The 23,942-nt window shown below is 45.1% G+C and carries 25 protein-coding genes and 1 pseudogene; 3 read left to right on the top strand and 23 right to left on the bottom strand.

The features are described from left to right. Positions 1-2 precede the first annotated feature (2 nt). The 3 genes from AC2TDN_RS14510 to AC2TDN_RS14520 form a co-directional block, all read right to left on the bottom strand. Positions 3-143: a hypothetical protein gene (locus AC2TDN_RS14510; RefSeq protein ID WP_484688484.1), complete on the bottom strand. Its 141-nt coding sequence runs from the start codon at positions 141-143 to the stop codon at positions 3-5. 33 nt (positions 144-176) lie between these two features. Then, positions 177-2,552: an EAL domain-containing protein gene (locus AC2TDN_RS14515; RefSeq protein ID WP_484688485.1), complete on the bottom strand. Its 2,376-nt coding sequence runs from the start codon at positions 2,550-2,552 to the stop codon at positions 177-179. A gap of 269 nt (positions 2,553-2,821) precedes the next feature. Continuing rightward, positions 2,822-3,580, bottom strand: coding sequence for an SDR family oxidoreductase (locus AC2TDN_RS14520; protein WP_484688486.1), 759 nt, complete (start codon positions 3,578-3,580; stop codon positions 2,822-2,824). A 196-nt stretch (positions 3,581-3,776) separates the two neighbouring features. On the opposite strand from AC2TDN_RS14520, the gene AC2TDN_RS14525 reads away from it, so the two are divergent. Further along, complete coding sequence (locus tag AC2TDN_RS14525) at positions 3,777-4,385, top strand: TetR/AcrR family transcriptional regulator (protein ID WP_484688487.1); 609 nt, start codon at positions 3,777-3,779, stop codon at positions 4,383-4,385. 79 nt (positions 4,386-4,464) lie between these two features. Here the strand turns inward: AC2TDN_RS14525 and AC2TDN_RS14530 are convergent, their stop codons facing one another. The 6 genes from AC2TDN_RS14530 to AC2TDN_RS14555 form a co-directional block, all read right to left on the bottom strand. Next, positions 4,465-4,710 carry a DUF3934 family protein gene (locus tag AC2TDN_RS14530; protein WP_482068784.1) on the bottom strand — a complete coding sequence of 82 codons (246 nt, stop codon included), beginning with the start codon at positions 4,708-4,710 and terminating at the stop codon, positions 4,465-4,467. A 175-nt stretch (positions 4,711-4,885) separates the two neighbouring features. Next, positions 4,886-5,593, bottom strand: a complete 708-nt coding sequence (locus AC2TDN_RS14535) for a sulfotransferase (protein ID WP_484688488.1) — start codon at positions 5,591-5,593, stop codon at positions 4,886-4,888. Beyond that, on the bottom strand, positions 5,569-6,588 hold the full coding sequence (locus tag AC2TDN_RS14540) for a glycosyltransferase family 4 protein (protein WP_484688489.1): 1,020 nt from the start codon (positions 6,586-6,588) through the stop codon (positions 5,569-5,571). The genes AC2TDN_RS14535 and AC2TDN_RS14540 overlap by 25 nt, the downstream gene beginning before the upstream one ends. Before the next feature lie 45 nt (positions 6,589-6,633). Beyond that, positions 6,634-7,248, bottom strand: coding sequence for an adenylyl-sulfate kinase (gene cysC, locus AC2TDN_RS14545; RefSeq protein ID WP_484688490.1), 615 nt, complete (start codon positions 7,246-7,248; stop codon positions 6,634-6,636). Positions 7,249-7,485: 237 nt separating this feature from the next. Continuing rightward, complete coding sequence (locus tag AC2TDN_RS14550) at positions 7,486-8,538, bottom strand: LLM class flavin-dependent oxidoreductase (protein ID WP_484688491.1); 1,053 nt, start codon at positions 8,536-8,538, stop codon at positions 7,486-7,488. 277 nt (positions 8,539-8,815) lie between these two features. Further along, positions 8,816-9,010, bottom strand: coding sequence for a hypothetical protein (locus AC2TDN_RS14555; protein WP_482068779.1), 195 nt, complete (start codon positions 9,008-9,010; stop codon positions 8,816-8,818). A 462-nt stretch (positions 9,011-9,472) separates the two neighbouring features. On the opposite strand from AC2TDN_RS14555, the gene AC2TDN_RS14560 reads away from it, so the two are divergent. Then, positions 9,473-10,099 (top strand): SGNH/GDSL hydrolase family protein, encoded by a 627-nt coding sequence (locus AC2TDN_RS14560; protein WP_484688492.1) that lies wholly within the window; start codon positions 9,473-9,475, stop codon positions 10,097-10,099. 56 nt (positions 10,100-10,155) lie between these two features. Here AC2TDN_RS14560 and AC2TDN_RS14565 read toward each other — a convergent pair whose 3' ends face one another. The 14 genes and pseudogenes from AC2TDN_RS14565 to AC2TDN_RS14630 all read right to left on the bottom strand — a co-directional run bounded on the left by AC2TDN_RS14565 (position 10,156) and on the right by AC2TDN_RS14630 (position 22,744). Continuing rightward, a complete protein-coding gene (locus AC2TDN_RS14565; RefSeq protein WP_484688493.1) occupies positions 10,156-11,145 on the bottom strand; it encodes a Gfo/Idh/MocA family protein in 990 nt (329 codons plus the stop codon). A gap of 42 nt (positions 11,146-11,187) precedes the next feature. Beyond that, positions 11,188-11,826, bottom strand: a complete 639-nt coding sequence (locus AC2TDN_RS14570) for a ThuA domain-containing protein (protein WP_484688494.1) — start codon at positions 11,824-11,826, stop codon at positions 11,188-11,190. Between the two features lie 113 nt (positions 11,827-11,939). Then, on the bottom strand, positions 11,940-13,028 hold the full coding sequence (locus tag AC2TDN_RS14575; RefSeq protein ID WP_484688495.1) for a low temperature requirement protein A: 1,089 nt from the start codon (positions 13,026-13,028) through the stop codon (positions 11,940-11,942). A 156-nt stretch (positions 13,029-13,184) separates the two neighbouring features. Further along, positions 13,185-13,946, bottom strand: coding sequence for a sugar phosphate isomerase/epimerase family protein (locus tag AC2TDN_RS14580; protein ID WP_484688496.1), 762 nt, complete (start codon positions 13,944-13,946; stop codon positions 13,185-13,187). A gap of 1,014 nt (positions 13,947-14,960) precedes the next feature. Next, the gene (locus AC2TDN_RS14585) at positions 14,961-15,443 is read right to left on the bottom strand and encodes a hypothetical protein (RefSeq protein WP_484688497.1); all 483 of its coding nucleotides are present in this window, start codon (positions 15,441-15,443) and stop codon (positions 14,961-14,963) included. A 164-nt stretch (positions 15,444-15,607) separates the two neighbouring features. Then, positions 15,608-15,832: pseudogene (locus tag AC2TDN_RS14590) on the bottom strand (DNA ligase LigA-related protein); the annotation flags it as partial. 148 nt (positions 15,833-15,980) lie between these two features. Continuing rightward, complete coding sequence (locus AC2TDN_RS14595) at positions 15,981-16,139, bottom strand: hypothetical protein (protein WP_482068771.1); 159 nt, start codon at positions 16,137-16,139, stop codon at positions 15,981-15,983. Between the two features lie 102 nt (positions 16,140-16,241). Continuing rightward, the gene (locus AC2TDN_RS14600) at positions 16,242-16,556 is read right to left on the bottom strand and encodes a hypothetical protein (RefSeq protein WP_482068770.1); all 315 of its coding nucleotides are present in this window, start codon (positions 16,554-16,556) and stop codon (positions 16,242-16,244) included. Between the two features lie 32 nt (positions 16,557-16,588). Further along, positions 16,589-16,852: a hypothetical protein gene (locus AC2TDN_RS14605; RefSeq protein ID WP_482068769.1), complete on the bottom strand. Its 264-nt coding sequence runs from the start codon at positions 16,850-16,852 to the stop codon at positions 16,589-16,591. 117 nt (positions 16,853-16,969) lie between these two features. Further along, entirely contained in the window at positions 16,970-17,488 is a 519-nt protein-coding gene (locus AC2TDN_RS14610; RefSeq protein ID WP_484688498.1) for a hypothetical protein, read from the bottom strand. Between the two features lie 338 nt (positions 17,489-17,826). After that, complete coding sequence (locus AC2TDN_RS14615) at positions 17,827-18,084, bottom strand: amidase domain-containing protein (RefSeq protein WP_484688499.1); 258 nt, start codon at positions 18,082-18,084, stop codon at positions 17,827-17,829. Between the two features lie 325 nt (positions 18,085-18,409). Further along, complete coding sequence (locus AC2TDN_RS14620; RefSeq protein ID WP_484688500.1) at positions 18,410-19,627, bottom strand: MFS transporter; 1,218 nt, start codon at positions 19,625-19,627, stop codon at positions 18,410-18,412. Positions 19,628-19,858: 231 nt separating this feature from the next. Continuing rightward, a complete protein-coding gene (locus AC2TDN_RS14625) occupies positions 19,859-20,332 on the bottom strand; it encodes a DUF600 domain-containing protein (protein WP_484688501.1) in 474 nt (157 codons plus the stop codon). Between the two features lie 12 nt (positions 20,333-20,344). Beyond that, the gene (locus AC2TDN_RS14630) at positions 20,345-22,744 is read right to left on the bottom strand and encodes a DNA/RNA non-specific endonuclease (RefSeq protein WP_484688502.1); all 2,400 of its coding nucleotides are present in this window, start codon (positions 22,742-22,744) and stop codon (positions 20,345-20,347) included. Between the two features lie 932 nt (positions 22,745-23,676). On the opposite strand from AC2TDN_RS14630, the gene AC2TDN_RS14635 reads away from it, so the two are divergent. Beyond that, a complete protein-coding gene (locus tag AC2TDN_RS14635) occupies positions 23,677-23,937 on the top strand; it encodes a hypothetical protein (protein WP_484688503.1) in 261 nt (86 codons plus the stop codon). Positions 23,938-23,942: the final 5 nt, after the last annotated feature.

The raw sequence follows: 23,942 nt of genomic DNA on the forward strand, positions 1-23,942 counted from the left end.
CTTCACACATAAACAGCCTCCAAGCTTGCGCTTGGGGGCCGTTTGCTGCTTATAACCTTAAAATCTTCTTGCAAGGAGCCTGTTACGGACCAATTAAAGACGATTGGCTCATGAACCAGTGTGGAAACGATCGCATACTTCATGCTGCTGTCCCCTCTCCTTCCCATTCGATTCGCTTAAACCCCGCACTTATCGATTAGCAGCTTATTAAATTCAACGAGCGGAAGCGGCTTATGGTAGTAATAGCCCTGCGCCTTGTCGCAGCCCAGCAGCTTCAGCTGCAACAATTGGTCCAACGTTTCTACGCCCTCGGCTACGACCTGCTTTTGCAGGTCATGCCCCATAGACACGATCGTTTTCACAATGGAGATCCCGCCTTGATAGGCGTCCATATCTGTAATAAAGGAGCGGTCTATCTTAATGATAGCGATAGGCAGCTGTCGCAGAACGCTTAAAGAGGAGTAGCCCGTGCCAAAATCGTCAATCGCGATATGAATGCCTAACGCTACAAGCTCATCGAGCATTTTCCGAGCGACATTCAAGTTATTGACAACCATACTCTCCGTTATTTCCAAGCATAGCCGGGCGGGCTCCAAGCTGCTGGTGCGCAAAATCTCCTGCACCTTATCCACGAAATCCGGCTGCATCAACTGTCTCGATGAGACATTGACTGACAGCATAAAATCATTCCAGCCCTGATCCTGCCAAAGCATTCCCTGCTGGCATGCTTCCGCGATAACCCACTGCCCGATTTCATTGATTAATCCGGTCTGCTCCGCAAGCGTAATAAACTCCCCCGGGTGAACCATTCCGAGCTCCTTCGACTGCCAGCGAATAAGCGCTTCTGCACCTATTAATCGTCCGCTTGGCAAATCAATCTGCGGCTGGTAATAAAGCACAAATTCCTTTCGCACAAGCGCCTTGCGCAGATGCTTCTCCAGCTTGACGTCACGCTGAACAAGCACAATCATATCGCTCGTATACAGACGGTACTGATTGCCGCCGCTGTGCTTCGCATTGTACATCGCAATATCAGCTCGCTTGATCAATCCATCCGAGCTGTTATCATCAAACGGATGGATACTGATGCCAATGCTGCCGCCTAAGTAAAAATCCTGTCCTTGCAGCGTTATCGGATGCTGAAACGCCTGATGGATATTTTCGGCAAACGATACGATTTCGTCATACTCCGTAGCATCTCTTATCAAAATAATAAACTCATCGCCGCCAAGCCGGGCGAGCAGATGCTGGTCACTCACATTGTTCAGCAGCCGCTTGGCTACTTCGTTTAAAGCCTCGTCCCCGTATTGATGCCCAAGCGTGTCGTTAATCAGCTTAAAGCGATCCAGATCGATAAGCATAACGCCAAGCAGCTCTTTTGATGATTTTACCGATTCCAGCGACGCTTCCAGCTCTCTATTGAAATGATAGCGGTTGGGGAGCTTAGTCAGCGCGTCGTGATGTGCCAAAAAGTGAACAAGACGCGCCTCCTCCTTCTGCTGCGTAATGTCGCGAATGACCGCAAGGACAAACCCATCTTCACTCTCGGACATCGTTTCCGTGTCCACCAGTATCGCCCTCTTCTGTCCCTGCCGATCCATAATTGTCAGCTCGCGATTTCTCCAAGCTTCCCTCGGAAAGGACGCCGCATAGGCTTCTTCCACGCCTGTTCGTTCGGACTCAATAATAAACTTGGATAGAGACAGACCTTTAAGCTCCTCCTCATTGGAGAAGCCCAGCAATCGGAGCGCGCCGGGATTCGCTTCCTTCATCATCATATTCTTATCTAGCATAACGATTGCAGCTGGAGACAAATGATAGAGAAGCTCATACTTTTTTTCTGCCGAAGGTAAAAAATCATACCTCATAAATATACGAAGCGATATGCTCCAAATAATCATCGCCAAAAAAATGATCGTATCCGGAATGTAGATGTAAGGAGAAAAGCCAAAAAAGAGCATGATCGCCAGAATGGATGCCAGCTGGTAAAACAGATTCGCCTTAAAAAGTACCTTGTAGCGTTTGCGCTCAACGATAGTTATCGCTTTAGCTCTCGCTATAAAGCTGACTATCAAATTAAATAAGGAGAGTAAAAAAATAATTCCCAATATGATATGCATGGCCGGTGCAAAGAGAGCCTGCTTCCAGAACGCCTCCGTTCTAACACCGGTAAATAAAAAGGACTTCCCATTGATAAATAGCAGTAGGCAGTAAAGAATTAGCGGAGCAAAAGCGGCGCCAATGCCGCTTAGGCGGGAAAATCGAAGATATTTGGTCGTCGCTGTAATATGCAGCAAAACACTCATGCTCGATGAAGCGATGCCGACCGGGTAGACCAAATATACCGCTATGGTCAGCGTCTGGTCAGCAGGCAGAAGCTGTTGAACATAATGAAAAAATATCATGAGTGCGAGCAGGCTTGTCGTGATGGCAGCAAGACGGTTCTCAATATGGAGGGGGGCACGTCTTATAATAACCAAGGAAGTATCGACCATGAAGATGACAGGCAGCATGAATAAAAACAGAAGCAGGACGGATTGGTACTCACTCACAGCTTGATGCCTCCTCGCTAAGTATGGATAGAATGGGATATGCGATGCTTCATCAAGTCTCTACTTTGCCTACTGCGCTTTGGCAGTTTCGAATATATAATCATATTTTCACAAATTTATCCAAGCCTGTAACCCTATTATAAAACTTTACGCTCGGCAGGACAATCCATATTCCGATGATCTCCATAGTTTAAACCAAACAAAAAAAGAAGCCGCAGATCTGCGGCTTCTAAACATCCTTATCGTATGCTGCTGCCTAGCGCCAAAAATTAATAAGCTGTCCAACCTGCGTCCGCAGTAATAACGGTACCGTTCACAAAGCTGGAATCATCCGAAGCCAAAAACAACGCTACTTTGGCAATGTCAAACGGCTCGCCCGTACGCGGATTCAAATGCATGCCCGCCATAGCCCGTCCCATTCCAAATTCATTAGGCGTGCTGATGGAGGTGCTGATATTTGTAGCTACCCCGCCTGGCGCAATCGCGTTGCAGCGAACGCCCAAATTAGCATATTGAAACCCTACATTTTTCGTAAATCCGACAACCGCATGCTTGGATGCTGTGTAAGCCGCCCCAGCTCTAGACCCGTTTAAGCCTCCGGCAGAAGCAATATTTACAATGACTCCGCTTTGCTTCTCGATGAAGATAGGCAGTGCTTTTCTTGTCGTTCTCATAGGACCTGTTGTATTAATCGCAAATACGCGATCCCAAAGCTCATCGGTCAAATCTCCCGCGGGAACGAAGTTATCCATAATGCCCGCATTGTTTACTAGTATATCTAAAGTTCCGTAAGTCGATACGGCAGTATCAATCAACTGCACCACATCTTCTTCTTTCGCAACATTAGCTACAACTGCTGTTGCAGCGCCGCCCTTCGACTCAATTTCGGCAACAACCGCATTTGCAGCATCTGCGTTTATATCAGACACAATGACTTTAGCGCCTTCGGCTGCGTAAAGCTCGGCAATCGCCTTACCCATTCCTGATGCTCCGCCTGTAACATTAGCTACTTTTCCAGAGAGTTTCATGTTCATTCCTCCTGTAGTGTTTATTCGTATCATGTCTACTGAAATGAAAATTATTGAACACTTGTTGAATATACAACGAGTGTTACTTAAAGTATAATAATTAATTACAAAACCAACAATCAGTAATAACGCTCCGTTTGTGCAGTAACGTACATACGCAAGCAATTTGTCGATTATTTAATAAGGAATGATTACAATGCCAGAAGACAATATCAAATCAGATCGGCGTATTATACGAAGCAAGGCAGCATTAAAGCAGGCTTTGCTGACGCTTATGTCCCAAAAATCCTTCTCGTCGATATCCATTACCGAAATCGTAGAGCTTGCCGATTATAATCGCGGTACTTTTTATTCCCATTACGAAAATAAGGAAGGGCTGCTCGACGATATATTAAATGAGTTGATTTCGGAGCTGGTAAAATCTTTTCGCGCACCTTACGAAACCTCGGAATTATTCCGTATTGATGAGCTGCCGGCTAACGCCGTCATGATATTTGACCATATTTATCAAAATGCTACTATATATACTGTGCTAATGAGCTCAGAAGTATTATCGGATATTAGAGAGAAGATGTTCCTTGCCTTAAAACAGATTCTACTGGAGGATCTGGACGACTCCGCCTCCGACAGCAGCCTGAACCGCGAGTTTCATGTCATTTATTCGATCCATGCCGTACTCGGCCTCGTATTCCATTGGATTGAAGGCGGCTTAAATTATTCACCGGCCTACATGCAGGATCAATTGGTGCGCATTATCAATTGGCATCCTTCCAGCATCATGATTAATAAAAAAGAACGAAAGTAAGCTCGATCACAATTGAATTTGCCATTTAAAAAAGGCAGTGCGGCTCTATTTGCGAGCTGCACTGCCTTTTTTTGCAAAGCTATTTTTTTCCTTTAACCACGCTGCCGCCTTTAAAAGCAGTGCTGCCCTTAGGCATATTAGCGCTTTTCGCATTAGCTGTGCTGCCTGCACCTGCTGCGCCTTTTTCGCCCTCGGCACCTTTAGCGCCTTGGTTTCTGCCGAACACCTTTTTGGCTAACTTCTTCTTTTCCCCTGCTTGCCAGCGATTCCAGCCCTTCTTGTCCGTGCCTCTGCCGGTTCCGCCCTTGCCCTTTGCGCTGCTCATAACATCACTCCATTATATCTTCTATGCCGAGTTAAATTTCTTAAAATGCAGCCAAAGCATCTATCCGAACCTTGATCCTCGTTATCGCTCCTAATCATTATACCATTAATTCCGCTTATAAAATCTTATCGCTTTTGTCCCATTGCTGCTCGTATTGAAAGAGGTCCATTCCCTCCTAGCATAAATGGTTGATTTGATCGATTTCCGCCTGCGGGCGGGGGCTTCGTGTACTGTTAAGCTGGATGGACAATACTTGCTGTATCTTGTCTAAGGAAACAAGGGCAAGCTTCGATAATAATTGAAGCGTCGATTCTTTGCGGTCGACTATGTCCTCGAAACGAATCAAGTGAGCATTCGGCAGCTCATCCTCAAGCTCCCGATATTGTTTGGCACGCTCGTTCCAGATCCGTCCAAATTGTTCAACGTCGCCTTCCCAATAAGCGGTCTCGCTTCTCCATATATCAATCGGATTGCGTACAAGCAGAATAATGACGGCATTCGGATAACATTTCTGCAGCAGCAAAAGCTCGCGCCTCTCGTATCGAACTTCCTTAAAACCGATTCGGTCATGCGTATCCCGGTATTGGATATACATTTGATTAAACAGCGCTATAACAGCCTGCCGAACGGCATCCTCAATATAGGGTACATCAGGCGTCATATTGGCTGTCCATTGGTTAGGATCGCTGCCATTTTGAAAGAAGGCAAGCTTCTCGTCCTCGCTGTGCATAGAGAAGTGGGAGGCGAGATCCTGAATCCGAATAAACTCAGATACAATCCCCCCATGCTCTCCCCATATCAACGTGTTTTTACGGCAATTGAACATTCGCTGCACCAGCGTTGATCCCGTCCGCTGCGTCAGAGCGGATATGATGACATCCAATCCAGCTCCCCCTCTTCATTAAAAAGCGCATGTGCAGGCAGCCCCAATTCCGCTTTAGCAGCCAAGTCAGCCATAATATAATCAGGATCGGAGTGAATCGTTTCATTCCAGTTCATCCACTGCAAGCGACCAAAGCTGGACAGGTGATCTTTTGAAACGTTTTTCAGCTTAATATAAATAAGATTCCCTTGTCTTAAAAGTCGAGTGATCGTTTTTCCTACGCCTTCGCCTTGCGGATACGTTGATAAATAAATGACAATCAACAGACTCTTTTCGCTTGCAATAGAAAGGTTCTGTTTGTCTTTCAGCATCGAATCGATTAATCTCGACCACTGCTGCGACCAGCTTTGTTTGGAAAAGCTTTGCGATACAGCTTCCGCTCTTTGTTTAAATAAGGCCAGCTTGCGGGGATTCTCGATTAAATCGGTAATGGCTTCTTTTAGCGCATAAGCTTGGGGCTCGAAGAGCAAGCCGTTATATTCGTGAATGACGAGATCCGACAATCCGCCGACTCTAGCAGCAATAACAGCATTTCCGCAGGACATAGCCTCCAGACATGAAAGGCTTGTTCCTTCGCTGTAAAGCGTAGGGATTAAAGAAATATCCGCTTGCTTGTAGGCCTTTGGCATTTCATCGAATGGGAGTGAATAATATTTGATCCTTCCAGGCCATCGGTTTATTTTCATCATAACCATACGAATATCTTCGAGGTCGCCCTGACCGACAAAATGAAAGTCCACATGCGGGTATTTGATAAGAATTTCGTCAATGACTTGCAAGACGAGATGCAGACCTCTCGCATGGTAAAGCCTGCGAGGGTATAATATGACAAGGCGCTCCTCTTGCTTTGCAATATCCTTGCTTGGAGAAAATTCAGCCGGGTCCACGTAATTAGCAATGTCGCAGCCTCTCGCGATGCATTTATAGAGATGGTTAAACATCGTCTTAGGCACCCCGGCGATGCTGCCGCCAGAACGAAATACGCGCTTGAGCACACGTGGGAACGCCGGGGAGATGCCGTGCAGAGCTTGCTGGAATCGTTACGGCTCAATTGAAAAATGATGATGGTCATCCAAATAGGCAATGATTTGCTTTGCAGATTCAATGATAGATTGTCTGTCTGAGGAAACGAGCAGCTCAGGATTTTGCGGCGGCTCATACGGAGCCGTAATGCCCGTAAATTCGGCGATTCTCCCTTCTCTTGCTTTTTTATATAAACCTTTTGGATCTCTTTCCTCGCATATATCGAGCGGGCAGCTGATGAACACCTCAACAAACTCTCCCTGTTCAAATATGGCTCTTGCCTTCTCTCGGTCGATCCTTAATGGAGAAACTAACGTTACAATCGCAACCGTTCCTGCATCAACAAGAAGCTTCGCGGCTTCGGAGGTACGCCTGACGTTCTCGCTTCTGTCCTCCATGCTGAAGCCCAGGTCGTTATTTAAACCGCAGCGCAAATTGTCCCCGTCCAAAATAATCGTGCGGATATTGCGGGCATACAGCTGCTTTTCCACTTCATTGGCGATAGAAGACTTTCCAGAAGCGGATAAGCCTGTAATCCATAACACAAAGCTTCGATGCTTATTCATTTGAAATCGATCATGCCTCGTAATTTCAAACGGGTGGAAGCTTATGTTTTTTGCATTTCCCTCCATTTAAATGCTCCTTTACCTTTACTTTCCCTTTTAATAGTCAGTCGTTTCTAGTTCTATATTCTATGCCGCTGCGGTTTAAGAGGGATGGACTCTTTTTGCTATATTTGCAAATATAGTTATGATCATATGGGCATTATATCGCACGGCATAACAAAAAAAACCGAAAACGCTCAGGCTGCTGCCTCCAGCTCTTTCGGTTTAAGCTCATATTTCGTTAATAAAGCATCGGATTATCACTTACACCGTTACCGTGCCGCGATCCCACACGGTGCTCGGAATTTCTCTTCGCAGCACCGGGGCTACCTCCGTGGCAAACCGCTCGACTTGCTCGCACTGCTCCGCCTCGGTTAAGCCGTCGACACTGATGCTCAGCACTTGATTACCGAACGCCTGATGGTAGTTCAATATTTTCTCAATGACCTGATCCACGCTGCCAACGAGCGAAGGGCCATTTTTAACCGTATCCTCGAGATTTTTAAACGGCGATTGGTTATGCTGTGCTGCGCTCGTCGCTTGGAACGCGTCATAATAAGGGCGGTAACGCTTAATAGCCTCCTCCGTCGTATTCGCTAAATACAAGCTGCCTGCCCCCGAGCCAACAATCGCTTGCTTCGGATCATGTCCATAATAGGCAAGACGCTCACGGTAGTGATCGATAAGCTCCTTGTACTTAGCCTGTGGATGAAAGGAGTTGGAGGAGAAGATCGGTTCGCCGTACCTCGCTGCCAGCTCTGTCGAAAGTGTGCTCGATGCGCTTCCATGCCATATTGGAATCGATGGCTGAAACGGTCTGGGCTGCGTCGTTACCTTATCCAGCGCCGGACGATAACGGCCTTCCCACGTTACATCCTCCTCGCTCCACAGCCGCTTAAGGAGTCCGTACCGCTCCGCCAGCGACTCCCATTGCTCTTCCTCCGTTATGCCAAACAGCGGATAATGGCGCGGGTCATTTCCTTTGCCGATAATAAGATCGAGCCGCCCTTCTGACAAATGGTCCAGCGTCGCATAATCTTCGGCCACGCGGACGGGATCAAGCACGCTCAGAACGGTTACGGTAGTCAGCAGTCGAATCCGCGTTGTTCTGGCAGCAATGGCTGTCAAAAGCACCGGCGGCGAGGAAGAAAGAAACGGAGCGCCATGCCTCTCTCCTATTCCATAAGCATCAAAGCCGAGCTCTTCCGCCAATATCGCCTGTTTTAATATATTTTGAAACTTTTGCTGAGGCGTTAACGCTTCCCCAGTCACTGCATTCGGTATATTCATCACCAGACTGAACAAAGCGAACTTCATCCGGGCGCCTCCTCCTTCGATCGCTTCAGCAGCCAAAAACGAAATAATCGGCTGCGTGTTCAACTTTTAATGAAGCTATAGTAGCATAGCGCGAATCCGCCCGACAACACTTTTCAAACTATTCCGATAATCATACTATTCTATATCCATATAAAAAATTTCAATGCGATCAGCAAGAAGCAACAAAAAGGACTCTAAATGTCATTAAAACTAAACGCTCGTTAGTTTTAATGACATTTAGAATCCGATGTGAACATTACACAACACGGCTCGCCTCTCAATACGCATGCATCGTTTCACTCATAACTTTCCAAACGATGCTTTTATGACGCTCAGCTCTCATGACGATGTCCTTCAAAGCGTTTAGCGCTTCATCAGCCTGCACCCGAAATTGCTCATCGCCAAAAAGCATGTGTAGTCTCATATAGTCATTATATTCATCCAGCCATTCATTGAAGTAAGAAGAGGTCATATCTATCACTCCCTTATTTCGATTATTGATCCAGAACATTAAGCTTTAATGAGAATAAAATGAAGCTAGTCATTCTAGTTGATTCCTTGTTTTCTATTATAGTCTATTATTTAAATTTTCAGAATATTCCTGCTATGATTAACAAATAATTAACAATGGATTTGCGCCCCTTCTTCCGAACATTCCTCTATCTTCTATTAAATAGGAAAAAGAAGAAAAATAAAATAGAAATTTCACTCATGATTATTTCCTATTTTAAATCAACTGCACCATTTTTACTACTAAAATGACCGAATTAAGCTTCATATCAATAAACTCCCATTCTTTCATATTGACCAGACAGTTATTTCCTATGTATTATGTTGCTGACGAAGTGATGACTCTCGCAGACATCCCCCTTCAGAATAGGTATGAAAGCTTATCTTAAGTTGACCATCATTAGAACTTATTGGAGGTTTAAAGATGACATTAATCGAACAAAACGCAGTTGTTTTATTTCAAGGGGACAGCATTACCGATGCGGGCCGTGAGCGGACTGACGGGGTTAATCTCGGTTCCGGGTATGCCAATCTCGTAACGTCTTTGTTTACGAACAAGTATCCTGAGAAGCAAGCTGCGTTTCTGAACAGAGGCATATCCGGCGACCGTGTCGTCGACCTGGAGCGGAGATGGGAAGAGGATTGCCTCAATTTGAAGCCGACTTGGCTGTCCATCTATGTAGGCATTAATGATACATGGCGCCGTTATGATCGCGATACTCCGCTAAGCACAGAGGAGTATTATGCGACTTATCGGAGATTGCTAAGTAGAGCAAAGGAGCAGCTTAACGCAGGCCTTATTCTAGTAGAGCCCTTTGTGCTGCCGGTGAATGAGAGCCAGAAGCAGTGGCGCGAGGATCTTGATCCGAAAATTCAAGCCGTTCGCGAGCTGGCAGGAGAATTCAAAACGCTGTACGTTCCGCTTGATGGCTTATTTGCCCAAGCTGCTGCACAGACTGGCGCTGCCTATTGGGCTCCAGATGGCGTTCACCCATCGCCTGCCGGCGCTGCCCTTATCGCAAACGCATGGCTGCAAGCTGTTAAAGCGTAAATGGAATGAGGAGCAGGACGCCATGGCATCCTGCTCCTCTTCTTAGGTTCTGCTTTCTATTCGTCAGCCGGATAACGCAGTCCCCACTGCTTCCTAATCGTATCCAAGGTCGTCATAATGGCCAGCGTCTCATCCAATGGAATGACAGCGCTCTCCAGTCTTCCTTCGCGCAGTGCATTCATCGCTTCCTCCGCTTCGAATTTGTAGCCCTCGGCAAGGCGGTCATCGATGAACGACTCAGGCTCTGCACCCTTCGCATGAAGAGTGGCCGATTTGCCAAATAAGAAGTTTGGCACGTGAATGTAGCCTTTTGTGCCATAAATATAGGCATCATTAACCATGCCAAGCTGAACCGCTCCGTTTAGCGCAGCGGTGCGTCCGCCCTCATATTCAAACAATAACGAGAACTGCTCATCTACGCCGGTCTCCCCAATTCGGGCGCTGCTCATCACTTTTGTCGGTTCTGACCCGTATATTAATGAGGCAAAGGAAATCGGATAAATACCAGCGTCCAGAAGAGCTCCGCCTCCTTGCGCAGGATCAAGCAGGCGGCTCTGCGGCGCCCAGCCGATATCAAAGCCAAAGTCTGCTTTCAAAAGACGCACCTCGCCAATTTTATCGTCAGCTATCCACTCCATAACTTTAAGAATAGGCGGCAAGAACCGCGTCCACATCGCTTCCATGAGAAACACCCGTTTTTCCCTCGCTAGCTCGATCATTTCCTTCGCTTCCGCCGCATTCATCGTGAAGGGCTTCTCGCAAATGACCGCTTTTCCCCCGTGCAGCAGAGCAAGCACATTCTCCTTATGTACCGGATGCAAAGTGCCTACATAAACGATATCAACCTCAGCATCTTGAGCTAGCTCTTCTACGCTGCCATACGCCCGAGGAATGTTATATTCCTTCGCGAAGTTCTCAGCCTTCTCTAGATTTCTTCCTCCTATCGCGACCAGCTCTGCGCCCTCAGCATAAGCCAAGTCCTTGACAAACTTAGAAGAAATCCATCCAGGACCAAAAATCCCCCATTTAATCGGTTGTATTGACATGTGTTCATTCACTCCTCTAATTTAGAATGATAGCATCTGTTCTTACTGCTTGCCTCCGGCACACCATTGCAGCGCTTGCTCGATCATCTTCTGATATTCAGGCTGCTGGAACACCTGCAGAAAATGTCCCGGCGTAAGGACGCACACGCGTCCTGCCCCCTGCTCTCTTAGCCAGCCAGCAGGCTGCACGCTATGCTCCGACTTTGAAGTCATAAAGATTTGGATGCGCTCCTCTATGACTTCCATATGATAATGCTCATCGTGTACGGCGAAAACATCCGTATCCGCGCTGCCCCAAAGCGTGCTGCTCGTATAGGCCATAGTGACTGAACCCGCTTGCGGATGATGCTGGAACACTCCGCCTACAAGCTCGAAGAAGACAGGCTCGTTACGGTATCCTACTGTGCCTGCATGAAGAACAAGAAGACCTTTTCCATGCTCGACATAGCTCTGGAACTGCTGCTGGATGTCCTCCGTCAGCCATGGCGTCTTATCGGACGCCGAGGTATGATTGGCTTTTGCCAGAATAATAACATCCTGCTGCTCCATCCACGTAGAAGACCACTCTGATGCATGCTGGATATATTCAAACTCGATGCCTTGCTTGCTTAGCGGCTCCAAGCCTGCCGCTATCGTTTTCCCTGGATGCCAACAGTCATCGCAAATGACGCCAACCTTCATCTTCACAACTCCTTTGTCTCTATTAAGTGCCTTACTAGAATTATAAACGTTTGAGCAGCGTATAGCCTATCAAATATTGGAAAGAAACCATGATATTAGTTGACGCTGCAAACTTAAGCGGTTGTTCTGGCGAATATGATAAAGAAGAGCATGATTTCACCCAAAATCATATGGGGGGACGCTGTCATAAATAAATTCAAGGTGAACATCGCGCCAAGCAAACCCGTTAACAGCAGCATAGCTTTAAAGGTTGGTTTAAGATGCTTGAAACGATAACGGTACAGGACAAACATAACTGACCAGAAATATAGCAGTACTGAGCCAAAAGTAAAACTTAACATAAATAAGTAGTTTAATTGGTCAAGGAATAAGAGCTGGATCGAGGCTGCAATCATGCTTAACGAAAAATAGATGAACAAATGTCCGTAAATAATGGTCTGCCCCGCTGTCCGCTTCGTTTTATCGACTCTCTTCTCCACATTCTCAAAGTACTGCCACCATATGCCTATAACTAATACAAAAGCTAATGCGGCAAAAAGGATAGAAGAGCCCGTTAATTCATCTGCTTGCAGCACAGAAAGCATGCTTACGACGGATTCTCCGAGCAAAATCAATGTGAAAAGAGCAAATCGTTCCAACAGATGTGCGGTATGTATAGGTGTTTTGACTAATTGTTTACGGCCAATTAACGGAACGAGAATATCAACAGCAATGCCTGCATATAAGATGGCATACCGAATCCATGAGTCAAAGAAGACAGAAAAGCAAGATACCGCAATGCCGAGCCAGAAATAGGTTCCAAAGAAACGAGCCGTTTCCTGCTTATCGGCAGCCTCGGTCCTTTGCGTAATTACATATTGAATGGCAGTCAATATTCTTGAGCCGATATACCCCACAAAAAAAGGCACATAATAAGCGTCAAAATCCACGTTTAGACTAGCCGTCATAATTAAAACAAAAAACAATTGAAGGATCATAAAAATCCGATGCGTTGTAATGTCGCGGCCAAACCGATTGTTGAATACCGTTTGCCCGACCCAAGCCCACCAGATCGGAACAAAGATAAGAACGAATTTAGAGAGATGCTCGAGCGATATCATCCCGTGCTCGACATGCAATAAAACATGGGTAGCTTTAGAAATTGCCGCTACAAACAATAAATCATAAAACAGCTCCAGCCATGTGACCTTTTTTTCATGCATCGGTATAAAGGCTCCTTCCCAAATATATCTCAAATTTAATTATCTTAAGTTAAAGATATATTTTTTCATTGTTATTGTCAATGTATTTTTCAAAGAAAATCAGATGCATGACTGCATCTGATTTTCTCGAAAGCAAGAACTGCGCTTCCATTCCAGTTAAATCAATTGCTTTAAATACTGAAGGCTGATCGCCAAGCTCTCAAACGGATCACGTCTGCATACGTCCTGCTCGACCACGAACCATTCCACACCCGTTTCTCGGCATGCTTCAATTATCGCTTTGAAATTCAAGTTGCCCTGTCCGATTTCCGCAAACACCTGCTGACGGTCGATAATTTCCAAATCCTTCAGATGAACGACTCCCATTCGGCCCTTCACCTGATGAATCGCCTCAACCGGATTCACGCCGCCTACGTGCACCCAATAGGTATCCAGCTCGAAGCCAAATGCAGACGGATCGCTCTCTTCCCGCAATATATCCATTCCCGTTCTGCCGTCAAACTTTTGATATTCAAACTGATGATTGTGATAAATAAATTGCAGGTCATGCTCCTTCAGCTTTTTCCCGATATCAGAGGCTTTCTGGGCAAAGACAGCATAACCTTCCGCGCTAGTGCGGTATTCTTCCGGGATCGAGCCTAATCCAACATAGGTGCAATTCCACAGCTTATGCTTTTGAACCGTATTGTCAAAGTCGTCCACTAAGGAATCAAAGCTGACATGCGTAGCGCAAATCCGCAGCCCCGCAGCATCTGCCAGTTCCTTTACCTTCACCGGGGCAATCGGGCCAATGCCGGATACCTGAACCGCTTCATAGCCTATTTCCTTCACCTTGCGCAGCGTCTGCTCCAAATCGGCTTCCGTCTTGCAGTAGTCACGCAGCGTATAAAGCTGAGCTGCAATTGTAGATAAATTCATATATTCGCCGCCTTCTTATCATAATGTGATTGGTTAACTAATGACTCAGCTTAATTGTAGCACCTTATATGAAAGCGCTACTTTACTGAGGTTAACGAACCATGGGCCGCCAATTGATTATGATTGACCAAATTGTTTATTTGCAGCGGTAAGGTTATCCTTCCAAGGTCGGCAGTACTATGCTGATTAACGGAACATTTACGACAACCTTTGAAATCACCGATACGGGTGCACCCGGCCTTAATACGAATTATTTTCTGACGGGAGCAGCAGGTACTTGCCTCAGACTTTAGTGTTATTCTGGATGGCGAGCCTAACCTCATTACTAATTTTAATAACCCGATAATCACCGAGATCCATTTCTGTGTAGAAGTTATTGGCCCTGACATCCTTTAATATTATTGTTCCTCTAAAATCGAGTAGGCCTATGCGCATGCGCATAGGCCCCTCACAGATCCGGACGTGCGGGTCATAGCATCCGGCTCCTCCAATGATTATCCCCTCTGGGGATGAAGTTCTTTGTAAATCGCAAGAAGACTACATAGACCGATTTCTCCAAACCACTTATTTGGATTTGCATATTGGGCATAGGTAGAATGCGAACTTCTCCACGCTGTCATGCGTAGCCCCGGCATTTCCTTGTTGTCCCATCCTCTTCTCCGCATTTCTCGATGGACTCGCATCGGCAACCTCATGCCGATTCATCTGTCTTTGCGGCCTTTCTGGCAGACTTACTCACTACTATCCCTACGTCTGACTTCTCACCATTCATAGCCTCGCCTTGATCCTCACGATCTCGGGTTCAGTTACCGCTTTTAGTGGAAACGATGAGATCTCCGCACCTATCCTCACGGACTACGCACTACGTGTCAGCTATGTACTTCCGCCACCTCGCGGTGTACTGGAGACTTTCACTCCTTAGTCGATTGCGCTGCCAAGCGCACAAAAAACCGCCTCCGGTATCTGTTTCGATACCGAAGACGGTTCTATTACCTTATATTAGTCCAGTTCAGATTATGCTTCGGCCAACCGAACGCTAATCGTCCCGTTTAACTTCTGCCCGTCACCTGTTGTTACACTAACTTTTCTCGTTCCAGATGCCTTGTTATTATTCTTAATTGTAATACTTGAGTTGGCTGCCACTTCAAATTCACCATGAATAGTGCCTGCCGTATCTTTAATGAGAATATTATACTTCACGTTGTTGTTATTTTTAATATAAATTCGATACCAACCAAAAGTGGAAGTTGTTTCATAATCCACAGCTTGTGAACCATTCGATGCCGTTAATCCTTCATTATCAATTGGAAGATACGTAGAAAATGGAACAATGTCACCCGGCGCGGGTGCATTAATAACAGCTACCGTTCCGTCAGTTGGCTGCACGGAAACGACAGGAGCCGGAATGGAAAAATCACTAGCATTTACTAGAGGTAAAGCTGCCAAAGAAAGCGCCATTGCAGTAGACAAGCAAGTTACCAAAAACTTTTTCTTCAAAATAGTTCCTCCTAAAATTATGTCGATAAGATATTTGTCGATCTTGTCCATAATACCTCGGAAAAACAAGGACAACATATATATTCCTAATAATACCATATTAGAAAAATTATGCTATTATCGAAAATGATATATTTATTTTCATAATTCGACATTCTACATCATCATTCTTTCTTATTCTCAAATATCTTGTGAAGAAAGATCGCTTTTTGTAACTCGTTCGGGTCTTCAATCGGTAGGTCGAAACCCGTCGTCGCGTCGAACGATCGGAAGGCTTTCAACAGGAACGGTACAGCTTCGCTTACTTCCGGATGTTCACGTTGCAGCTCGACCAATTCATACGCCCAAGCGTCAAACTGGCGATCGGAAATAATAGTTTTGTCCATTCGGTAATATAACGTTGCCTAATAGTTATTAGTTGCCAAATTTCTTCTTCTATTTTCACGCCCCGGTTCATAGAGTTATGATCTCGGAAGGCTTTCGTCTTTTCGGCTTCTAACGTTTCAATCAGCGCGTCGATTAATTCGATTGCATCGTTCATATGTGTGATTCCCCGGCGAACAGATTGAAGAATGTTTGACGCTTCAAATACTCGAACGTGCGCGTCAGCTTCGCCAATGGGTGACTAGCGACCTTATTCGGATATTCAACGCCCGCCGCGTTCTTGTGACCGCCGCCTTGATGGATCTTCGCCAATTCCGCAACGTCGTAATCCCCCCGGCTACCCCCGGCTTCGCATCGAAACCTTTCCGGTATTTGCGTCGATCAAAGCGATCGCCCGAAGGTTCATACGGTTCATTATCTCATGTGCGGCTTCGGACGTGTAGCAGTCAGCGAATCCGATTCCGATACGTTCGTTGTTACTTCCGCTATACACGGTAATTCCCTTTTCGACGTGCTTGATATAACGATCTTTGCTTTCGTCGTCCAGTTCCAGAAGCAAACGCTCGGCAGCGTTAAATTCAACTTTTGGGTCATGATAGAAACGTAGAATGACGTCAGCAGCGTTCCCGAAGCTTCAACGTCCACAAACGCCAAATCGTAGCGGTTACGCGCTTCGGCGGTCTTGTGATGGTCAAGTAATAGGACGATACCACCTTTCATCGTGTACATTTCCAGACGTTCCGCCGTGCGATCGTCAACGCTTATGTTGGTAATGATATCGTCGGAAGGTCGCAATCGTCCCAACGGGCGTCAATGTTATTCAAGACGCGGTTGACCTTCTCGTTCACGTCGTTATAATTGCAAGAATAGGTTTCTTCGTGGAATCCGAATTTAGCCTTATACAGTACCGCGCAGCCTATCCCGTCAAGGTCGTTATGTGTGAAAAGAATCGTATCCCGTCCGAAGTCGAACGTTTCTTGTTCAAGCACCGATTTGAAGTTTTCTTTATGCGTAAATGCGGTCAACCCCTTATGTTTGATACGCCTTATGTCGCTAAGAAAAATTCAATTGTGACATACAAAATAAAAAAGTCCTTCCTAAACAGGAAAGGGCTTCTTATACTTACGTATGGATTTTAATGATTATTTGAATTGTTCCGGGTAAAGCTCTTGATTCAATTTAGTGGTTTCTTCATAAAACTTTTCAAGCAGCGGTTCACCATTTACCGATATACTCAATTTAGTATTTTCGAATTGAGAAATCAACTTACCCTTTTGTTCCAACTCATATAATACTCTCTGAACCGCAGTGTCTTTTGAATCTTTTTGGTCTGCGTAATATGCACTTTCGATGGCGAACATGTCTTTGTAACCAGCGAAAACTTCATCAAATTCTTCCAGATCACTTTTTGGATTTAATTCTGCTTCTAAGTCGGCAACATTAGTTGCCAACTCCTTCAACCTCTGCTCATCCTCAGTAGTTGCGCCGGGTGCGTCAGCAATTTTTTTTCCTACTTCATAGCTTGAAGTTGCATATGAAAGTTTCTCTTTCAAACTTGGACTATTTGCGTCAACTTGGGTAGTATTGATATTAGCCAACGCCAGACCGCCGACCAACAAAGAACAACTTACAGTTAGTACAATCCATGTTTTCTTTTTCATCACATTTTCCCACTCCTTTAAGCTTTGATTTTTATTGTTACCATCCACGGTCCATACGCTATATACGACTTCAACGAAATATCTTTATCCCATGTACCATTTGTTACCGAATGTTGCGCCACTTTAAGATCGTTTCCAGGGCCGTAGCCATTGACTATTTGCGAGTGGGTTGTGTGTCCGGCAGAATCTGTGCTATTTACTACCGCGAAATGCTCTCGAAATTGATGCGCTCCCGTCCAAGACGAAGTTCTTGGGTTTGTCGCTGGAGGGACATGCGGTCCATAGTAGTACCAATCTATGGTATTTCTATTATATCCACTTGTGCCATTAAATGCCAGCTAACCGCCTTCATGAAGTGCTTGAGAAACAAAATTGGTGCAGTCTCCCCCATCGCTGTTAACTCCGTAATTGGCGTAATCAGAGTTCGCTGTCGTAGCCCATATTTCTGCGTAGTCCGCAGCCCCAGCGCGGTAAAACGAACTATTTGTGCTTGTTGGATTAGTGAACATTACTTCTGCTGCAAACGCTTGTGACGACATTAAGAAGGTGGCACCAATGACAGTTGCAACAATTGCTGATTTCAATTTTCTTTTCAATTACAGTTCATCCCTTTCCATAATAGGATATTTTTAGAGTGCCTTGATGGATTGATTTACCAACTTTCGCTTGATCGTCATCGTCCCTGTTTACTAGACCCACGCCGATATTCGCCAAGCGATACGATAGGAACGTAAAGCCCGAACAATCCGTACTATATGACGCATGGTCTTCTTGACGGTGCTTCCAATGTACGTAATTAACGTTACCCTTCAAAGATAACGCAGTTTGTACGATTGCGCTGCCAAGCGCACAAAAGGCTGATCTTGCCCTTGCGGGTGAGATCAGCCTTTTTTGGTGCTTTAATGATGCTGTTTGCTTGCTTTAACGGCTTAATGGAATACGCGCTTGCCCCAGCTCGCTCCTCCGCTTTATCCATACGCTCACCCCAGCGGCAGCCATCATCATGCCCGTAGCGACAAAAATCCAATGGATGCCGACAGCTAGTCCGAGCAAGCCGCCGATGAGCGGCCCTAGCATGGAGCCAAACTGATTCGCGCTCGTCGTAAGCCCAAAGGATCTGCCTCTAAACTGCTCATCCGTGCTTTGAACGACAAGCGTATTCACAATCGGGCCTATACCTGCCATGAACAAACCGAAGATGAATTGCACGACAGCGAACAACCATAAATCTTGAACGAAGTACTGCATACTAATAACCATTCCGGCTGTAATCAAGCATATGACCAGAATCCGGTAGTAACCTTTCCTCTCGCCGAGCCTCCCCCAGACCGGGGATGCGAGAATGCCGGCGATTCCAATAAGCGCGAGTACAAAGCCAGCTGACAGCACAGCTCCTTGCAGCCCGCCTTGCAGTTTAGCAATATGCAGCGTGAGCAGCGGCTGAATCATATTGACCGAAAGCTGGAAGAGCACAAGCAAGAGCAGCATGCCCATTAGCCCGCGGTTGCGAAACGCCATGCGGTAAGTGACCGGCTTCGCCTGCTTTTTCTCTGAAGCTGCTGTTGGCTCTTCCGCTTTCCCGTCTCTAACCCATAAAATTACCGCAACTGTCGCGGCCAGTATGATGATAGCTGATGCAACGAAAGACCTGCGAAGGCCAAATACCTCTGCCAGCAGTCCCCCGAACAGTGGGCCGAGAATACCACCCGTCATCGTCCCCGCCTGCATCACTCCTAGGCTCCAGCCCAGCTTCTCCTTAGGCGCGACCGACGCAACGATCGACATGGATGCCGGGACAAAGCCGCCGACAAAGCCGTGCAGCATTCGTACTCCCACAAGCTGCAACGGCGTTTGTACGAAAGCGATTAAAGCATAGATAATGGCTAAACTGAGCCCTGCTCTGATGACCATTTTTCGCTTCCCATATTTGTCTGCAAGCAAGCCCCATAAGGGAGCCATTACCGCCCCAACGAGAAACGCCGAGGAATGTACGATTCCCGCCCATAGATTCACAGAGCTTTCCGACACTCCCAAATCGAAGAGGAACAACGGCAGGAAGGGAACCGACATCGTATAGCTTGAGCTGCAAAACAATACGCCGAACCATAAGATCCACATTGTACGCTTCCATGATTCCATGCTTGGTAACCCCCAGTGCCTAGTTCGTTTTTGTCCGATGCATTTACACTAATACCCACTATACGCCTCCTTTACCATTTGTTCAAAAACCACAATAGGGAGTAAAAACAAGGAAAACCCTTGCAAATCACGTCTAATGAACGTTAACGAGGTTATTTGCGCTTAGATCGGCTGAACGGAAAAAAGGTGGAGCCAGGACTTTCCCTGCTCCACCATTTCCAAAAAGTATATTTAATAGCTTACTTCCCTTTGAAGCTGTTCAAACCATTCCAAGCTAACATCTCCCGCGGTTTTAACTAAATCGTTAGTGTGAACCAAATCATACTTGTAGTCTGCAGTTAGTTTATTTGTTTTAACATGATAGACGATTTTCATTTCTGTTGGCATCTCACGATCATATTCTTTACATAAATTGATCATTTCCTTAATGTCGTTATTTATTATTTTCACTACGCTTTTTTGTCTTTCTACTGATACATCATATAAAAAACTTGATTTGTGCTTTTCTGAATCCAACGCATCATTAAGTTTATGTCTCTCCACTACTTTACCATTAATATTGTAAAAAAAGTCATTTGAAATAAGTCCCATTTCATGTGAGCAATAAATATATATTGTATCTGCTTTCTCACTAACATATTCTAAGCATATGGAGACCATATCAGCCTGTAATTCACTAAAGTAGTCCTCAAATACTTTACTCATTAGTAACCACTCCTAATTGAATATACTTTGTTCTGTAAATTTACCATCTATTTCATATTGTACGATAAATTCTGATGGCCTCATACTATTATCATCGTATTTAACCTCTACATTTACCTTAACCTGTTTCCCGTCTTTCAAGGCATTCGCCCATTGATTTTCTATTTTTTTGTATTGACTTAGATTCACATTACTGGACTGAGAAACTAAATTATCCAACTCTGGTGAACCACCAAATCTATCACCAGCTACATGCCCAGCATGATCTCCATCTTGTTTTCCTGGTGTATTGGGATTATGTTCAAGCCTACTTGCTCTTTTGGTTAATTGTAAATCATCAGTCTCGAACTTACTTAACCTTCCCAACTCATCAGTTTCATATGTATAATCATACTCGCCCGCTTTATAATTAATATTTGGTTTCAATTTACCGCTTTTATCAAATGGTTCATCTTCAAATACTTTAGCAATTGGCTTACTAGAAAAATTTATTTCTCCGCTATTGCTTCCTTCATGGCCGTCTGGCTTTAAAAATTCTAAACGCTTGTTTGGAGTGAAATTCGTCAACAGCACGCCAAATGCTCTTGCTTGATCTTCTTTAGAAAGAAGAGAGAACTTCTCAACTTCTTTCTCCACATTTTCAATAGTCGCTTTTGGGTTGCTTATTGCGTTCCATATGGACTGAGCGCTATCACCTGCTTGGTTTATCACTGCTTTTCCAGCACTTGAAGGATCTTGGTAAGCGTAAATTGCAAAATCTACGGTGTCTACTAGCGAATTACCTAGTTCCGTAAAGAAACCAATCATCGCTTCTTCCACTAGGTTGCCTCTTTTATCAGGTTCCGTCAAACTAATTTTGAATAAATAATCATATTCCTTCATAAATTCATTGCTCTTCTCAATCATCACCGTACCTTTGGTAACTAGCTTATCAAGATTAGCACTCATCTCCATAATACTTTTTTGTACTTGATCAAGCTTGCCACCTATTTCATTGAGTCGGGATAAAATACTTTGATTTTCTGTTATCTTTTTCTGAATTTCTTCTCTCTTTTTCTTTGTCGCTTCTGTTATGTTCCCGAGTTCCTTCATATCTTTTGTTAAGCGCTCAATTTCTTTATTGATGTCCGCGATCTCTTTATCAATTTTTCTTCTTGATTCATCGAAGCCTATTTCTCCTTCGTTCTCCTTGGCAAACTTCATTAAAGATGCCTCGTCCTGCTTAGAAATATCATCCTCCCACGGTGACAACCCAGCAGTTGCTCTTTTTGCTGCTTCTAAGGTAGTACTAGAAGAAATAGTACCGCCATTTTTTCTTGCATCCTCAGCTAATTTATTCGCGTTAGCCATTGCATCTCGATCTCCTGCTTTTTCTGCTATTGCGTAATCTTGTTTGGCTTGTACAATTTTATCGTTTGCGACTATTTTTTTTGCATCTGCTAGCGTAGCTGTGGCTGATATTGTTCCTCCGTTTCTACGGGCTTCATCCGCCTGTTTACTTGCTTCATTCATTGCCGTTTTATCACCCGTTTTTGCGGCGACTGCGTAATCTTGTTTGGCTTGAAATATTTGATCATTAGCAACTACTTTTTTCGACGCTTCCAACGTTACGTTTGCGGATATTGTTCCACCATTTTTTCGAGCTTCCTCTGCAGCTTTGCTAGCAGCTGCCATAGCAGCTTTGTCACCAATTTTCACAGCGGCTTCATAATCCTGCTTAGCTTTTACAATTTGCTCATTCGAAGAAAGAGTGCTTCCTACAGATGGAGTCGCTGCGGGTTTTGGTGTTATTGTGCTGGCTACTACGCTCAACGTTGCCCCTACTATTGGCTTACTATCTACTTTCACTAATTGGGAAGTATAGGTTGTACCAATGCTCGATAAAACAGGTTTTGATGAAGAGACACTCTGGGTTGCGGATGTTGAAATAGGCGTAGAGTTGCTAACTGTTTTATTTACTTGTGCGCTCGCAACCGGGTCTTTTGCTATTTTTTGAGCCTGCGCCGTATAAGTTGTTCCGACACTTGACGAAGCAGGTTTTATTGGAGCTACTGCTTTTTGTGCATCAGCTAAAGTCGTAGTAGCAGCAATTGTCCCACCATTTTTCCGTGCTTCTTCTGCCGCTTTACTAGCAGCTGCCATTGCACTAGCATTACCTGATTTTTGTGCCAAATCGTAGTCTTGCTTTGCTTTTAATATTTGCGCGTTAGCATTTGCTGTAGCTTGTGAAGTTGTTGTTACTGGAACCGTTGGTGCCGGTGCGGCTGCCGACTTAACCACTGCTGCTGGCGCTGCTGTTACTTTGGGTGCCGGTGCGGCTGCCGGCTTGACCACTGCTGCTGGCGCTGCTGTCACTTTGGATGCCGGTGCGGCTGCCGGTTTTGCTGATACTGAAGCTCTGCTAATTGCCACTTATTCTCTACCCCCGTATGATATTGTGTTCCTATTAAATTTCCAAATTCATAAATTACAAATTTCGTAATCTAATTGGTTATTTAATACAAAATAACACATTTTTTTCATTTGGATACAGAATTATGCACAAATAACCGCGCAAATACTTTGCGTGGTTTCTTTGCGTTTGTTGAGTGACAGCGACCTAAAACTATCAATTATGCACGAGTTCAACTTCTTATTCATTGCTAAAATCCTCAAAACCCGAAGGCAATTCCCCGTGCATCCTTCAAGCCCGTACTTCGAACTATGATCTGCATAACTTGCTCTTCTTCCCGGAGAGAAAACATCGCAATAACGGGCCGATATGCGCCCAAGCACCAATCATCAAACAATTGAACCTCATTAAAGGTTAACCTATCTAATGAATATTCAAATATGCCTGTATCAAGACCGCATAATAGTAATAGCCCAGCACTACGCCCATTGATGCTCCGTACTTGCAGTTATTGTATCACCTATATAGGAAAGAGTATTTGATTAGTCATCCAAAGTTGACGATTCATCCGCTAATATTCTTATTATGGTTGAACAGAAGAGGGAAGGAATTTGAAGAGACTGAACGAGCTTACGCCACATGTCGGAAATTCAATGAACTACTTATATGACGGCTGTTCTAATGAAAAACTGCGTGTCTGCAGAGTCTATGCTTTTCATCTATTTACGGACGGTCCGGGGCAGATGGAGATTAAAGGAAGAATGTATCCAATCGAAAATCGGATGTTTTTATATTCCTTAGGCCTGATGAGCCACACGCCTTTCACATCTCCTCCGATCACCCGCTCACATCGCATAACGTCTATTGCGACCTGTGGGATCAGAACAATCCCATTTCCATTAATCGGACGTTTATCTACGCTCCGGAACCGTTCGAGCTGAGCACAGTCGCTTTGTCCATTCCTTGCGAAGAGCTGGAGAGCCTGCCAAGCGTCTTTTCCTTGCAGCCATATCCAGAGCTATATGAAGCGTTCTTGTTGGTCGCTAAGCATTTTAACGATACGCAGTATTATCGTTCGGAAATGGTAAACAGCCTTCTGTATGCTTGGATTCTAAACTGGTACAACACCATTCATACGGATCAGCCAACGGATTACCGGATCGTCCGCTTGCTCGCCCATTTAAACACACAGCGCGAGCCGGTTGAGGCTTAGTGGAC

It is taken from the genome of Paenibacillus sp. Y660, assembly GCF_057221575.1.

Excerpts from the sequence above, each read along its gene's own strand:
- AC2TDN_RS14510 (WP_484688484.1), bottom strand. The coding sequence starts at position 143 with ATGAAGTATGCGATCGTTTCCACACTGGTTCATGAGCCAATCGTCTTT.
- AC2TDN_RS14520 (WP_484688486.1), bottom strand. The coding sequence starts at position 3,580 with ATGAAACTCTCTGGAAAAGTAGCTAATGTTACAGGCGGAGCATCAGGA.
- AC2TDN_RS14525 (WP_484688487.1), top strand. The coding sequence starts at position 3,777 with ATGCCAGAAGACAATATCAAATCAGATCGGCGTATTATACGAAGCAAG.
- AC2TDN_RS14530 (WP_482068784.1), bottom strand. The coding sequence starts at position 4,710 with ATGAGCAGCGCAAAGGGCAAGGGCGGAACCGGCAGAGGCACGGACAAG.
- cysC (WP_484688490.1), bottom strand. The coding sequence starts at position 7,248 with ATGGAGGGAAATGCAAAAAACATAAGCTTCCACCCGTTTGAAATTACG.
- AC2TDN_RS14550 (WP_484688491.1), bottom strand. The coding sequence starts at position 8,538 with ATGAAGTTCGCTTTGTTCAGTCTGGTGATGAATATACCGAATGCAGTG.
- AC2TDN_RS14555 (WP_482068779.1), bottom strand. The coding sequence starts at position 9,010 with ATGACCTCTTCTTACTTCAATGAATGGCTGGATGAATATAATGACTAT.
- AC2TDN_RS14560 (WP_484688492.1), top strand. The coding sequence starts at position 9,473 with ATGACATTAATCGAACAAAACGCAGTTGTTTTATTTCAAGGGGACAGC.
- AC2TDN_RS14565 (WP_484688493.1), bottom strand. The coding sequence starts at position 11,145 with ATGTCAATACAACCGATTAAATGGGGGATTTTTGGTCCTGGATGGATT.
- AC2TDN_RS14570 (WP_484688494.1), bottom strand. The coding sequence starts at position 11,826 with ATGAAGGTTGGCGTCATTTGCGATGACTGTTGGCATCCAGGGAAAACG.
- AC2TDN_RS14575 (WP_484688495.1), bottom strand. The coding sequence starts at position 13,028 with ATGCATGAAAAAAAGGTCACATGGCTGGAGCTGTTTTATGATTTATTG.
- AC2TDN_RS14580 (WP_484688496.1), bottom strand. The coding sequence starts at position 13,946 with ATGAATTTATCTACAATTGCAGCTCAGCTTTATACGCTGCGTGACTAC.
- AC2TDN_RS14600 (WP_482068770.1), bottom strand. The coding sequence starts at position 16,556 with ATGTACACGATGAAAGGTGGTATCGTCCTATTACTTGACCATCACAAG.
- AC2TDN_RS14610 (WP_484688498.1), bottom strand. The coding sequence starts at position 17,488 with ATGAAAAAGAAAACATGGATTGTACTAACTGTAAGTTGTTCTTTGTTG.
- AC2TDN_RS14620 (WP_484688500.1), bottom strand. The coding sequence starts at position 19,627 with ATGGAATCATGGAAGCGTACAATGTGGATCTTATGGTTCGGCGTATTG.
- AC2TDN_RS14625 (WP_484688501.1), bottom strand. The coding sequence starts at position 20,332 with ATGAGTAAAGTATTTGAGGACTACTTTAGTGAATTACAGGCTGATATG.